The sequence below is a fragment of the Pseudomonas schmalbachii genome (assembly GCF_017589465.1).
In the GTDB taxonomy this organism is placed as follows: domain Bacteria; phylum Pseudomonadota; class Gammaproteobacteria; order Pseudomonadales; family Pseudomonadaceae; genus Pseudomonas; species Pseudomonas schmalbachii.
The window spans coordinates 21823-35384 of record NZ_JAELYA010000009.1 but is presented as its reverse complement, the minus strand read 5'-3'; the positions used below and the strand labels follow the sequence as shown (position 1 = coordinate 35384).

General features: G+C 64.5%; 14 protein-coding genes and 1 other RNA gene. 4 read left to right on the top strand and 11 right to left on the bottom strand.

The genetic code is table 11. The features are described 5' to 3' along the window. Nucleotides 1-12: 12 nt before the first annotated feature. The 9 genes from mraY to rsmI all read right to left on the bottom strand — a co-directional run bounded on the left by mraY (nt 13) and on the right by rsmI (nt 8903). On the bottom strand, nt 13-1095 hold the full coding sequence (mraY, locus tag JFY56_RS20620; RefSeq protein WP_208316012.1) for a phospho-N-acetylmuramoyl-pentapeptide-transferase: 1083 nt from the start codon (nt 1093-1095) through the stop codon (nt 13-15). Next, entirely contained in the window at nt 1096-2460 is a 1365-nt protein-coding gene (locus tag JFY56_RS20615; protein ID WP_208316010.1) for a UDP-N-acetylmuramoyl-tripeptide--D-alanyl-D-alanine ligase, read from the bottom strand. Next, nucleotides 2453-3916: a UDP-N-acetylmuramoyl-L-alanyl-D-glutamate--2,6-diaminopimelate ligase gene (murE, locus tag JFY56_RS20610; protein ID WP_208316009.1), complete on the bottom strand. Its 1464-nt coding sequence runs from the start codon at nt 3914-3916 to the stop codon at nt 2453-2455. Before murE ends, JFY56_RS20615 begins: the two co-directional genes overlap by 8 nt. Next, the gene (locus JFY56_RS20605) at nt 3916-5661 is read right to left on the bottom strand and encodes a peptidoglycan D,D-transpeptidase FtsI family protein (protein ID WP_208316007.1); all 1746 of its coding nucleotides are present in this window, start codon (nt 5659-5661) and stop codon (nt 3916-3918) included. Before JFY56_RS20605 ends, murE begins: the two co-directional genes overlap by 1 nt. Next, complete coding sequence (gene ftsL / locus JFY56_RS20600; protein WP_208316004.1) at nt 5658-5951, bottom strand: cell division protein FtsL; 294 nt, start codon at nt 5949-5951, stop codon at nt 5658-5660. The genes JFY56_RS20605 and ftsL overlap by 4 nt, the downstream gene beginning before the upstream one ends. Beyond that, nucleotides 5948-6889 carry a 16S rRNA (cytosine(1402)-N(4))-methyltransferase RsmH gene (gene rsmH / locus JFY56_RS20595; protein WP_208316002.1) on the bottom strand — a complete coding sequence of 314 codons (942 nt, stop codon included), beginning with the start codon at nt 6887-6889 and terminating at the stop codon, nt 5948-5950. Before rsmH ends, ftsL begins: the two co-directional genes overlap by 4 nt. A gap of 8 nt (nt 6890-6897) precedes the next feature. Then, complete coding sequence (gene mraZ, locus JFY56_RS20590; protein WP_208316000.1) at nt 6898-7353, bottom strand: division/cell wall cluster transcriptional repressor MraZ; 456 nt, start codon at nt 7351-7353, stop codon at nt 6898-6900. Nucleotides 7354-7658: 305 nt separating this feature from the next. After that, nucleotides 7659-8015, bottom strand: an RNA gene (gene rnpB / locus JFY56_RS20585) — RNase P RNA component class A. A 39-nt stretch (nt 8016-8054) separates the two neighbouring features. Then, nucleotides 8055-8903 carry a 16S rRNA (cytidine(1402)-2'-O)-methyltransferase gene (gene rsmI, locus JFY56_RS20580; protein ID WP_208315998.1) on the bottom strand — a complete coding sequence of 283 codons (849 nt, stop codon included), beginning with the start codon at nt 8901-8903 and terminating at the stop codon, nt 8055-8057. A gap of 127 nt (nt 8904-9030) precedes the next feature. Here rsmI and JFY56_RS20575 point away from each other — a divergent pair, with 127 nt between their 5' ends. The 4 genes from JFY56_RS20575 to JFY56_RS20560 are packed head-to-tail and all read left to right on the top strand — an operon-like array spanning nt 9031 to nt 12416. Then, nucleotides 9031-10845, top strand: a complete 1815-nt coding sequence (locus tag JFY56_RS20575; RefSeq protein ID WP_208315996.1) for a penicillin-binding protein activator — start codon at nt 9031-9033, stop codon at nt 10843-10845. Nucleotides 10846-10871: 26 nt separating this feature from the next. After that, the gene (locus tag JFY56_RS20570; RefSeq protein WP_208316183.1) at nt 10872-11219 is read left to right on the top strand and encodes a YraN family protein; all 348 of its coding nucleotides are present in this window, start codon (nt 10872-10874) and stop codon (nt 11217-11219) included. A gap of 28 nt (nt 11220-11247) precedes the next feature. Then, nucleotides 11248-11841, top strand: coding sequence for a phosphoheptose isomerase (locus tag JFY56_RS20565; protein ID WP_043254599.1), 594 nt, complete (start codon nt 11248-11250; stop codon nt 11839-11841). After that, nucleotides 11838-12416 (top strand): BON domain-containing protein, encoded by a 579-nt coding sequence (locus JFY56_RS20560; RefSeq protein WP_208315994.1) that lies wholly within the window; start codon nt 11838-11840, stop codon nt 12414-12416. The genes JFY56_RS20565 and JFY56_RS20560 overlap by 4 nt, the downstream gene beginning before the upstream one ends. A 47-nt stretch (nt 12417-12463) precedes the next feature. Here JFY56_RS20560 and JFY56_RS20555 read toward each other — a convergent pair whose 3' ends face one another. Together JFY56_RS20555 and JFY56_RS20550 are read right to left on the bottom strand one after the other, a co-directional pair. Next, nucleotides 12464-12865 (bottom strand): ClpXP protease specificity-enhancing factor, encoded by a 402-nt coding sequence (locus tag JFY56_RS20555; RefSeq protein ID WP_208316182.1) that lies wholly within the window; start codon nt 12863-12865, stop codon nt 12464-12466. 2 nt (nt 12866-12867) lie between these two features. Continuing rightward, nucleotides 12868-13494 (bottom strand): glutathione S-transferase N-terminal domain-containing protein, encoded by a 627-nt coding sequence (locus JFY56_RS20550; RefSeq protein ID WP_208315992.1) that lies wholly within the window; start codon nt 13492-13494, stop codon nt 12868-12870. Nucleotides 13495-13562 lie beyond the last annotated feature (68 nt).

Genomic DNA, 13562 nt, shown 5'->3' with positions numbered 1-13562 from the left:
CTCTTGCTGCCCTCAACGCAGTTTCAACGTGGCCAGGCCGATCAGCACGAGAATCACCGTGATGATCCAGAAGCGCACGATCACGCGCGGCTCCGGCCAGCCCTTGAGTTCGAAGTGGTGATGGATCGGCGCCATGCGGAACACCCGCTTGCCGGTCAGCTTGAACGACGCCACCTGGATCACGACCGACAGGGTTTCCATGACGAACACCCCGCCCATGATGAACAGCACGATCTCCTGGCGAACGATCACCGCCAGGGTGCCCAGCGCGGCGCCGAGCGCCAGCGCGCCGACGTCGCCCATGAAGACCTGCGCCGGATAGGTGTTGAACCAGAGGAAGCCGAGGCCCGCGCCGACTATCGCCGCGCAGAACACGATCAGCTCCCCCGCCCCCGGAACGCTGGGGATCAGCAGGTATTCGGCGAATTTCACGTTGCCCGACAGGTAGCAGAAGATGCCCAGCGCCCCACCGACCATCACCGTCGGCATGATCGCCAGGCCGTCGAGGCCGTCGGTCAGGTTCACGGCGTTGCTCGAACCGACGATGACGAAGTAGGTCAGCACGACGAAGAAAATCCCCAGGGGGATTTCCACGTTCTTCAGCATCGGCACGATCAGCGTGGTCTCGACCGGAGTCGAAGCAGTCATATAAAGGAAGATCGCTGCGCCAAGACCGAACACCGACTGCCAGAAATACTTCCAGCGGCTCGGCAGGCCGCGGGAGTTCTTCTCGATCACCTTGCGATAGTCGTCGACCCAGCCGATGGCGCCGAACAGCAGGGTCACGACCAGCACGACCCACACATAGCGGTTGGACCAGTCCGCCCAGAGCAGGGTGCTGATGGCGATGGCTGTGAGGATCAGCGCGCCGCCCATGGTCGGCGTGCCCTTCTTCGACAGGTGCGACTGCGGACCGTCATGACGAACGGCCTGGCCGATCTGGCGGATCTGCAGGGTGCGGATCATCCACGGGCCCAGCCACAGCGACAGGGCGAGCGCGGTCAGCACGCTGAGGATGCCGCGCAGGGTCAGGTACTGGAAGACGCCGAAGCCCTTGTAGAACTGTTGCAGGTACTCGGCGAGCAGCAGCAGCATTTAGTGACTCTCCTCGGAGGTCCCGCACAGCGCCGCGACGACCTTGTCCATCGCCGCGCTGCGGGAACCCTTGATCAGAATGGTGGTTGTCGATTGTTCGCCGGACAGCGCCTGGATCAGGCTGGCCTGGTCGGCGAAGTGGCGGCCTTCGGCACCGAATGCCTGGACGGCATGGGCCATCAGCGGGCCAACGGCATAGAGCGCGCCGACCTTGCCCGCGGCGTAGGCGCCCACCTCGCGGTGCGCGGCCTCGGCCCAGGCGCCCAGTTCGCCCATGTCTCCGAGCACCAGAACGGTCCGCCCGGAAAAGCCGGCGAGTATATCAACGGCTGCGCAGATTGAAGCGGGGTTGGCGTTGTAGCTGTCGTCGATCACCCGCATGCCATTGGCGGCCAGTTGCGCTACGGCGCGGCCCTTGACCGGTTGCAGGCTCTGCAGGCCCTCGACGATCCCGACCAGCGGCACGCCAAGGGCGTGGGCGGCAGCGGCGGCGGCCAGGGCGTTGCTGACGTTGTGCTCGCCCAGCAGGTTGAGCTGCACGCGCGCCTCTCCGGCGAGGCCGAGCAGCGTGAAACCGACACAGCCGCGCGGGTCGCGGCTCAGGTCGCAGGCGCGGAAATCGGTGTCCGCGTGCTTCAGGCCGAAACTCAGGACCTTGTGCCCGGCCACCCGCGCCTTCCAGGTATCGAACGCCCGGTCGTCGCGGTTGAGCACGGCAATGCCGTCGGCATCCAGGCCTTCGAGGATCTCGCCCTTGGCCTGGACGATCTTGTCCTGCCCGCCGAACTCGCCCACATGAGCGGTGCCGGCGTTGGTGATGATGGCGACCTGCGGGCGGGTCAGGCCTACGGTATAGGCGATCTCGCCGATGCGCGAGGCGCCCAGTTCGATGACCGCGCTGCGGTGCTCGGGCGCCAGCTGCAGCAGGGTCAGCGGCGCGCCCAGGTCGTTGTTCAGGTTGCCGCGGGTGGCCAGGACTTCGCCCTGGGTGCGCAGGATGCTGGCCAGCATTTCCTTCACGGTGGTCTTGCCGCTGGAGCCGGTCACTGCAGCGACGCGACCGCTGAAGCCATTGCGGTTGATCGCACCCAGTTGTCCGAGCGCCAGACGGGTGTCGCTCACCACCAGTTGCGGCAGCGGTGCGTCAGCGATTTCACGCTCGACCAGGGCTGCCACCGCTCCCTTGGCGGCCACGTCGGCCAGATAGTCATGACCATCGAAGCGCGGCCCGGTCAGGGCGACGAACAGTTGGCCAGGAACGATGGCACGGCTGTCGGTGCTGACCGCATCGAACGCCGCATCGGCGCCCGCTACGCGGCCATTCAGCGGAGCGGCAAGTTCGCTCAGGTACAACGGCTTAAGCATTCTTCACCTCCCAGGCATCCAGCGCCTTGGCGGCTTGATCCAGATCGGAGAACGGGTGGCGAACGCCGGCGATCTCCTGGTAATCCTCGTGTCCCTTGCCAGCCAGCAGCACGACATCGTTCGTCCCGGCGGAAGCGATCAGTTGGGCGATGGCCTCGCCACGGGCAGGAACGAAGGTCACGGTTTCGGGATGGGCAAAGCCGGCGCGGATATCGTCGATGATCTGCGCGCTCGACTCGGTGCGCGGGTTGTCATCGGTAACCAGGACACGGTCGGCATGCTGCTCGGCGATTTGCGCCATGATCGGGCGCTTGCCCTTGTCGCGGTCGCCGCCGCAGCCGAACAGGCACAGCAGTTGGCCACTCACATGCGGGCGCAGCGCCTGAAGCACTTTCTCCAGGGCGTCGGGGGTATGCGCGTAATCGACCACCACCAGCGGCTTGCCGTTGCCGCCCATGCGCTGCATGCGGCCGACCGGGCCTTGCAGGCGCGGCAGCACACCGAGGATGTCGCCCATCGGATAGTCGAGGGCCAGCAGCGCACCGACCACTGCAAGCAGATTGCTCAGGTTGAAACGCCCCAGCAGAGGGCTGCGCAGCACGCCTTCGCCCTGCGGCGTGACCAGGTGCGCCTCGACGCCGGCATCGCTGAAGCGTGCTTCACGGCAATAGATGAAGGCATCCGGGTCTTCCAGGCTGTAGCCCATCATCCGCGACGCATGCTTCTCAGCTGCAAGCTGGCGGCCGAACGCGTCGTCGAGGTTGATCACCCGGCATTGCAGCCCCGGCCAGGCGAACAGCCTGGCCTTGGCCTCGGCGTAGGCTTCCATGGAGCCGTGATAGTCCAGATGGTCGCGGGACAGATTGGTGAACACCGCCACATCGAAGGCCAGTGCAGCCACGCGCCCTTGCTCCAGGCCATGGGAGGAAACCTCCATGGCGACGGCGCGAGCGCCGGCCTGCTTCAGGTTGGCCAGCGTCGCCTGCAGTGCCAGCGGATCGGGGGTGGTGTGCCGGCCGCTTTCCAGCGCACCGTAGAAACCGGTGCCCAGGGTTCCGACGATGCCGCAGCGCTCGCCAAGCAGGTCCAGCGCCTGGGCCAGCAACTGGCTGACGCTGGTCTTGCCGTTGGTGCCGGTCACACCGACCAGGTCCAGGCCCCGGCTGGGCTCGCCATAGAAGCGCCCGGCAATGGCGGACAGCTGGGCGCCTAGTCCCTTGATCGCAATGAGCGGCACGTCGCCAGCCGGCAGTTCGCCAGCGCCTTCGGCCTCGTAGGCCACGGCGGCGGCGCCACGCGCGATGGCGTCGGCGATGTGCGCACGACCATCCTGGCGGCCGCCCGGAATGGCGAGGAACAGGTCGCCCGGCTTGACCGCGCGGCTGTCCAGTGTCAATTCACGGATCAACAGGCCACTCTCGGCCTGCAGCAGCAATTGGTTCAGGCTCATCGGCATCAGCCACGCCCTCCTTTCTGGGGCGCAGCATCGGCTTGCTGCTGCGGAGTTACTGGCAGGTTATCCGGCGTAATGTTCATCAGACGCAGCGTGCCGGACATCACCTTGCTGAATACCGGAGCGGAAACCAGGCCACCGAAGTAGCCGGCCTTGCTCGGTTCGTCGATCACCACGACGATGGCGAAACGCGGGTTGCTCATCGGTCCGAAACCGGCGAACAGCGAACGGTAGGAGTTTTCCTTGTAGCCCTTGGAACCGACCTGGGCCTTGCGCGCCGTACCACTCTTGCCGGCGACGTGGTAACCGGGCACCTGGGCGCGGAACACGCCGTTCGGCGCCTCGACCACCTGCTGCAGCATGCCCTGGATGGTCTTGGCGACCTCCTCGGAAATGACCTGGGTGGCCGCCGCGGGGCGATCCGCGCGAACCATGGTCAGCGGCACGCTGCGGCCGTTGTTGGCCAGCACCGAGTAGGCGTGCACCAGTTGTACGGCAGTCACCGACACGCCGTAGCCATAGGAAAGGGTCGCGGTTTCGGCCTTGCGCCACTCGCGATAGTTGGGCAGGTTGCCGACCCGCTCGCCAGGGAAGCCGAGACCGGTGTCCTGCCCCAAGCCGACCTGCTGCATCACGCTGTAGATGGCCTCGCCGCCGATATCGAAGGCGATCTTGCTCATGCCGACGTTACTGGAGCGGATCAGGATGCCAGTCAGGTCGAGCACCGGACCTTCGGTCTTCGAGACGTCGCGAATGGTGTAGCGACCGATCTGCAGGCTGCCGGGATAGACCTCGACGGTATCGCTCGCCTTCCAGCGCCCGCTCGCCAGCGCCGCGCTCATGGAGATCGGCTTCACCGTGGAGCCCGGCTCGAAGACGTCGATCAGCGCGCGGTTGCGCATCATCGCCGGCTGCAGGTTGCGCCGGTTGTTCGGGTTGTAGGTCGGCTGGTTGGCCATCGCCAGGATTTCGCCGGTCTTCACGTCCATGATGACCAGGCTGCCGGCCTTGGCGCCGTTCTCCACGAGGGCGTTGCGCAGTTCGCGGTTGGCCAGGTACTGCAGACGCAGGTCGATGGACAGCGCGAGGGTCTTGCCAGGCTTGGCGTTGCGGGTCACCTGCACGTCCTGGATCAGATGGCCACGGCGATCCTTCAACACCTGGCGCTTGCCCGGCACACCTGCCAGCCAGCCATCGAATGCAAGCTCGACCCCTTCGCGGCCACGGTCGTCGACGTCGGTGAAACCGACAATCTGCGCCGCGACCTCGCCCGCCGGGTAGAAACGACGGAACTCCTCGGTGGAGTAGACGCCGGGAATCCGGTTGGCCTTGACCTGCGCCATCACCGCCTCGCCATGCTCGGGCGTCAGGCCGCGGACCAGGTACATGAACTCTTTCTCGCCATTCTGCTGCAGGCGCGCAGCAAGGGCCGCTCTCGGCTGTCCGAGCGCATCGGCCAGCACATCCCACTTGCCGCGTTCGAGCATCAGCTCCTTGGGGTTCGCCCAGAGCGTGGCCACCGGAGTACTCACCGCCAGCGGCTCGCCATTGCGGTCGGTAATCAGCCCGCGGTGCGCCGGAATGGCGATGTGCCGCACGCTGCGCGCGTCGCCCTGGCCCTTGAGGAAGTCGTGGTCGATCACATGCAGATCGACGATCCGCCAGACGATAGCCGCCACCATCGTCAGCAACAGGCCGATGACGAGGCGGAACCGCCAGGGGTAGAGGGCGCCGTCGAGGTTCTTCATGGCGCCACCATGATGACTTCTGCCGGATCCGGTACGCGCATCTTCAACTGGTCGGTCGCCAGCGTCTCGATGCGGCTATGCGCCGTCCAGGTGCTCTGCTCGAGGATCAGCCGCCCGTACTCCGCCTGCGCCTTGTCGCGCACGCTCAGCTCGGAATACAGCGCATTGAGCAACTGGCGGTTCCAGTAAGAGCAGTAGGCCACCGAAATCGCCGACAGCAGGAGGGCGATGAACAGCATCAGCATGATGAAGCTGCCAGTCGGCAGGGGCTTGGCGTAGAGGCGGCTCATCTCAGCTTCTCCGCCACACGCATGACCGCGCTGCGCGAGCGCGGGTTGGCCTTGAGTTCCGCATCCGAGGCGTACTGCGGCTTGCCGAGCAGCTTCAGGCGCGGTTCGAATACCTTGGCGCGGATCGGCAGGTCACGCGGCAGGTTGTCGGCCTCGCCTTTCGCATGCTTGCGCATGAACTGTTTGACGATGCGGTCTTCCAGCGAGTGGAAGCTGATCACCACCAGCCGGCCGCCGACTTCCAGGCCTTCCAGGGCGGCGTCCAGGCCGCGCTCGAGATCGCCCAGTTCGTTGTTGACATGAATGCGCAGCCCCTGGAAGGCGCGAGTTGCCGGGTTCTTTCCCTTTTCCCAGGCCGGATTGGCCTCGGTGATCACGGCTGCCAGGTCGGCGGTACGCTCGAAAGGTTTCTCCGCACGACGCTGCACGATGGCGCGCGCCATACGCCTGGCGAAGCGTTCCTCGCCATATTCCTTGAATACGCGGGCGATTTCGTCTTCGGCGGCAGTGGCTATCCACTCGGCTGCACTGACACCGCGCGACGGGTCCATGCGCATGTCCAGAGGACCGTCGTTGAGGAAACTGAAGCCACGCTCGGGGTCGTCCAGCTGCGGAGACGACACGCCCAAGTCCAGCAGCACGCCGGCAATCTGCCCCTGCAGGCCGCGCGCTACCAGTTCGTCGCCCATCTCGGCAAACGACCGTTGCACAATGACGAAGCGGCCGTCTTCGGCCGCCAGCGCCTCCCCGGTGGCGATCGCCTGGGGATCCTTGTCGAACCCGAGCAGTCGCCCGCCCGGGTCCAACCGCCCAAGCAAGGCGCGACTATGCCCTCCTCTGCCGAAGGTACCATCCACATAGCAGCCGCCAGCCTTGGGAGCCAGTGCTTCGACGGCTTCCTCGAGCAAGACGGTGATGTGTTGATAGGTAGCGGTCACGGGCAGGCTCACAAAATCAGGTCGCGTAGTTCATCCGGCACGCCGCCGGGCTGTTTGATGGCTGCGAGGTCTTCCTCGGCAACCGCATTCCATGCATCTTCATCCCACAACTGGAACTTGGTGAGCTGGCCGACCAGCATCACCCGCTTGTCGAGGCGGGCGTACTCGCGCAGGCGCGGCGGCACCAGGAAACGCCCGTTGGCGTCCAGCTCCAGATCTACGGCATTACCGATCAGCAAACGCTGCAGGCGCCGGGTAGCCTCTTGCAGCGAGGGCAGTTGGCGCAGCTTGGCTTCGACGTTTTCCCATTCGGGCAGGGGATAAATGGTCAGGCAAGGATCTGCCGCATCGATGGTCACGATGAGCCGGCCGTCACAGCACGCCATGAGCTCGTCACGATACCGGCTGGGTACCGCAAGACGTCCCTTGGCGTCGAGACTGATGGCGTTGGCTCCGCGAAACACGTCAGCGCTTCCCCTGTGGTTGGCTTTCCTTGCCTATTGATCCCACTTTTACCCACTTTCTACCACTCGCGCACACTATAGAAATGCGCGGACCCCACCGTCAAGGCGAGGCCAGGGGGAAAAATCCTTACAGGACGGAGATTTAGCGCACTTTTTCGAGACAGGAAGGTGCTGTTTGCACCACCAGAAAAGACAAAAGCCCAGTGTTTTCAAAACACTGGGCTTTGCACTTAAAGTACTTTGTTAAGTTTTCCACCCCTTCCATCGAGCGACAAATGGTCATAGTGGGAAGAAGTGGAGAAAACAGGGAGAGTCGATCTATAAGCCGGGTTCTGTCGAGGACAGCCATTCCTCTGGGACGTACATCACTGCACGCCTCAAGCGACCTACCCGAATCCAGCGCGGGCCGCGCCAATGGATTCCTATTTGGTCTTGCTCCGAGTGGGGTTTACCTAGCCACGCACTGTTGCCAGCCGTGCGGTGCGCTCTTACCGCACCTTTTCACCCTTACCGGCGCTGTTGCGCTTAGGCGGTTATTTTCTGTGGCACTTTCCGTAGGCTCGCGCCCCCCAGGCGTTACCTGGCACTCTGCCCTATGGAGCCCGGACTTTCCTCCACCCCGTGATGGAACACCACGGAACAGCGACTGTCCAATCGACTCTCCGCCGCAAAGGTTAGCGGCTGAGAGCCCGAAGAACAAGTCAGGCCTTGCCCTGGCGCTCCAGCGCTGCCTGATACAGCAGGTTCTTGCGCACCCCGGTGATCTCCGCCGCCAGTGCCGCAGCCCGCTTCAACGGCAACTCGGCCAGCAGCAGATCGAGCACCCGCAACGCCTCGGCACCGATCGCATCGTCGCCCTCCGGCGCCTGCCAGCCCGCCACCAGGATCACGCACTCGCCGCGCTGCTGATTGCTGTCCGCCGCCACCCAGTCACGCAGCTCGCCAACCGGCAAGCCCTTGAGGGTCTCGAAGGTTTTCGTCAGCTCACGGGCCAACAGCGCATCCCGCTGCTCGCCGAATACGTCAGCCATATCCTGCAGACATTCCAGCAGCCGGTGCGGCGCCTCATAAAAGATCAGGGTCCGCGGTTCTTCCCGCAAGGCCTCGAGACGGGCACGCCGTCCTGCCGTCCTGGCCGGCAGGAATCCTTCGAACACGAAACGATCGGACGGCAGGCCAGCCGCCGACAATGCGGCGATCACCGCACAGGCGCCGGGCACCGGAACCACCGGAATGCCGGCAGCACGTGCCTGGCGCACCAGGTGATAGCCGGGGTCGGAAATCAGCGGCGTCCCCGCATCGGAGATCAATGCGACATCTTCACCGGCCTGCAGCCGGTCGAGAAAGCGCCCGCCCTGCTCACGCTCGTTGTGCTCGTGGCAAGGCGCCAGGGGCGTATCTATCCCGAAGTGCTGCAGCAGACGCACGGAATGGCGGGTATCTTCGGCCGCCACCAGAGCCACCTCGCGCAGCACCTTCAGGGCGCGCGCGCTGATGTCATCCAGGTTGCCAATAGGCGTAGCGACCACGAATAGAGTGCCGAAAGACACGCCGATACCTCGCAAGAGAAAAGATCAAGGGGCGTATTGTAGCCATATTCACAGGCTCGCCATCGCAGCAAAGAGCACGCTTGGGTACAATTGGCGACTCTTTTGAATGCGTCATGAGAAGCCCGAAATGATCGCTTGCTTGCGCCCACTTTCCGCCCTGTTCCTGGCTGGCCTACTCACCGCCTGCGCCAGTTCGCCGTCCAGCAGCCTGGGCGAGCTTCCACGCACCCCGGATGCAACCGTCGAGCAACTGCTGCAGCAGGCCGCCACCGCGAAGCCGGAAGAAGCCGTCCTGCTCAGGCTTTCCGCAGCGGACCTCGCCTACCAGCAGCAGGATCTTGGCCGTGCAATGCAGATCCTCGAGCAGGTTCCGATCGACACTCTGAAGCCTGCGCAGCAGATCTTCGCCAGCACGCTCAATGCGCAACTGGCGCTGGCTCGCAACAAGCCCAAGGCTGCACTGCAGGCACTGGGGCATCCGAGTTTCGAACGCCTTGGCGAACTGCCCGTCGAACAGCAGGCCCGCAGCGGCCTGGTCAAGTCCCAGGCCCTGGCTGCGGATGGACAAACCCTGGCCGCCGCCCGCGAACGCGTCTTCATCGACCCGCTGCTGAACAAGGACGCAGGCCAGAAAAACCACGAGGCGATCTGGTCGCTGGTATCCAGCCTCCCGGTCAGCCAGTTGCAGACCAGCGAGAATGAAGGCGACCTGAGCGGCTGGCTGGAGCTTGCCCGCATCACCAAAACCTCATCCACCCTGGCCGAGCAGCAGACCAACATCGAGGCCTGGCGCAAAAGCCACCCCGACCACCCTGCCGCCAAACAACTTCCGGAATCCCTGGAAAAGCTCAAGTCCCTGGCCGCCCAGCCCCTGAACAAGATCGCCCTGCTGCTTCCCCAGCAAGGCAGGCTCGCAGGAGTGGCACGCGCACTGCAGGATGGCTTCCTCGCCGCGCACTACCAGGCACAGCAGTCCGGCCATTCGCTGCCGGCAATCAAGCTGTACGACAGCAGCCGCCTGAACTCGCTGGATGAGTTCTATCGCCAGGCGCAATCCGATGGCGTGCAACTGGTCGTCGGCCCGCTGGAGAAACCGCTGGTGAAGCAGTTGAGCGGCCAGCAGCAATTGCCGATCACCACCCTTGCCCTGAACTACAGCGACGGCAACCAGGAAGGCCCCGCGCAGCTGTTCCAGTTCGGCCTGTCGGCTGAAGACGAGGCGCGTGAAGTAGCCAACCGCGCATGGAACGACGGCATGCGCCGAGCCGTGGCTCTCGTCCCCCGTGGCGAATGGGGCGACCGGGTTCTGGCCGCATTCAGCCGCAACTGGCAGGCCGCCGGCGGCACACTGATCGCCGCGGAGCATGTCGACCAGCCAGTACAAATGGCTCAACAGATTGCCGATCTGCTGCAACTGCGCCAGAGCGAAACCCGCGCCAAGCGCCTGGAAGGCGTGCTGGGCAGCAGCGTCGACACGCAGCCGTCGCGCCGCCAGGACATCGACTTCATGTTCCTCGCCGCCACCCCGCAACAGGCGCGCCAGATCAAGCCGACCCTGGCCTTCCAGTACGCGGGCGACCTGCCGGTCTATGCAACATCCAATCTCTATGCCGGCGCCAGCAATCCGGCCCTGGACCAGGACCTGAACGGTATCCGCTTCTGCGAGACCCCCTGGCTGCTGCAACCCAACGACCCGCTGCGCCGCCAGGTCACCGCCCAGTGGCCCCAGGCCGCCGGCAGCCTCGGCCGCCTGTATGCGATGGGCGCCGATGCCTACCGCCTGGCGCCGCGCCTGCCTGAGCTCAAGGCCGTGCCGAGCATGAGCCTCGATGGCCTCAGCGGCACCCTCAGCCTCAACCCCAGCCAGCGCATCGAGCGCCGCCTGCCATGGGCGGAATTCCGCAACGGCGAAGCCCAGCCCCTGGGGAACAGCGGAATTTGAGCAATTCCCGCCCGGACACACGGACCATGGGGCGCGCCGCCGAAGCAATGGCGCGCACCCATCTGGAACGGCACGGCCTGCGCCTGCTGGCACAGAACTGGCTGTGCCGGCGGGGCGAGCTCGATCTGGTCATGCTGGACGGCGATACAGTAGTATTCGTCGAAGTTCGCTCCCGCCGGCATCAGGCCTGGGGCGGCGCAGCGGAAAGCGTGGATGCGCGCAAGCGCCAGCGCCTGGTCGCCACCGCCGAACACTTTCTGCAACAGGAACCCCGCTGGGCCAGGCATCCATGCCGATTCGACGTAGTGGCCGTGGACAGCGGCGGCAACCCACCAGCGCAACTGAACTGGATTCCCAACGCCTTTGACACCTGATCAGACGCCCGACGAAAGGTCACACCTGATGGACATGCAATCCCGTATTCGACAGCTCTTCCATGCCAGCATCGAGACCAAGCAGCAGGCTACCGAGGTGCTGATCCCGCATATCGAGCAGGCCAGCATGGTGATGGTCAATGCCCTGCTCAACGAGGGCAAGATCCTCAGCTGCGGTAACGGCGGCTCCGCTGGCGACGCCCAGCACTTTTCATCCGAACTGCTCAACCGCTTCGAGCGCGAACGCCCGAGCCTGCCGGCCGTCGCCCTGACCACCGACAGCTCGACCATCACCTCGATCGCCAACGACTACAGCTACAACGAAGTCTTCTCCAAGCAGATTCGCGCCCTCGGCCAGCCCGGGGACGTCCTGCTGGCGATTTCCACCAGCGGCAACTCGGCCAACGTCATCCAGGCAATCCAGGCCGCCCATGATCGCGAAATGCTGGTCGTCGCCCTGACCGGCCGCGACGGCGGCGGCATGGCCTCCCTGCTCCTGCCGGAAGACGTGGAAATCCGCGTACCTGCGAAGGTCACCGCGCGCATCCAGGAGGTTCACCTGCTGGTCATCCATTGCCTCTGCGACCTTATCGACCGCCAACTGTTCGGGAGTGAAGAATGACCCGTTCCCCGCTGATCCTTGCCACTCTAGCCCTGAGCCTCACCCTCGGCGGCTGCAGCAGCTTCCTCAGCGCCACGCGTGACAAACCCATCGACGACGACCGCGGCACCCGCACCATCGGCAGCAAGATCGACGACTCGCTCATCGAGACCAAGGTTGCAGTGAATGTGGCCAAGGCCGATGCCGACCTGGACCGGAATTCCAATGTCGTGGTCGTCAGCTACAACGGCGTGGTCCTGCTGGCCGGCCAGACGCCGCGCGCAGACCTGAAGAACAAGGCGGAACAGGCTGCTCGCACCGTGCAGAAGGTCAAGACCGTGCACAACGAGCTGCAGATCCTGCAGCCCTCCTCCATCGCCGCGCGCAGCAACGACACCTGGCTGACCACCAAGATCAAGAGCCAGATGCTCGCCGACGCCAACGTGCCCTCCTCGCGCATCAAGGTGGTGACCGAGAACGGCATCGTCTACATGCTCGGCCTGGTGACCAGGAAGGAAGGCGACCTGGCCACCCAGGTCGTACAACGTGTGGATGGCGTACAGAAGATCGTTCGACTGTTCGAGTACATCGACTGAGCGGAATGACAGACATGAAAAAGGCGATCCTCGGATCGCCTTTTTCATTACTTGACCACTTTCAGGCTGGGCCGCCCACTTGGGCGTGGCGGTTCGTCGGAAGGGCCGTCATCCGACAGGTCATCATCCGTCGGCACCGGCGGTTCCAGATCGAAGACCATACCCTGGCCGTTTTCCCGCGCATACACGGCCATGACAGCCTGGGATGGGATGTACAGGGACTGTGCAACCCCGCCGAAACGCCCCTCGAAACTGACCGCCTCGTTATCCATCTGCAGGTGACGCACCGCTGTCGGCGAGACATTCAGCACGATCTGCCCATCGCTCGCATACCCCGGCGGCACGCGCACCCCCGGATAGTCGGCGTTCACCAGAATATGCGGCGTGCAGCCATTGTCCACGATCCACTCATAGAGAGCCCGTACGAGATAGGGACGACTGGAGTTCATCATCAGGCTCCTTGGCGCATATCACGCTCAGCGGAAGACAGGCTGGCCCGGAACTCTTCACGAGCGAACTGCCTTTCCATGTAGTCGAGCAACGGCTTGGCCTGCCGCGGCAACTCGATTCCCAGCACCGGCAAGCGCCAGAGGATCGGCAGCAGGCAGCAATCCACCAGGCTCAACTCCTCACTGAGGAAGTACGGCTTTTCGGCAAACAGGGGCGAAACCCCTGTCAGACTCTCACGCAGTTCCTTTCGCGCCAAGGCTCGCTCCGCATCCTTCAGACGAGCGTCCAGGATGCGATCGACCAGCGCGCACCAGTCGCGCTGGATACGGTGCATCAGCAAGCGGCTGTTGGCCCGCGCAACCGGATAGACCGGCAGCAGCGGCGGATGTGGATAGCGCTCATCCAGGTACTCCATGACCACCGTGGATTCGTACAACGCCAGATCACGGTCGACCAGGGTCGGCACGCTGCCGTATGGGTTGACCTCCGCCAGCTTTGGCGGGCAACGGCCGGCTTCGACATCGATGATTTCGGCAACGACGTTTTTCTCGGCCAGGACCAGACGCACGCGATGGCTGTAGTGATCGGAGGGATCGGAGTAGCAGGTTAGCTTGTTGACTGCGGCCATGCCGCGCCTCCTCGCAGTGCGACTTTTGGGAGGTAGAAAGACGCGCGCGCCCCGTAGGGCGCGCGCTT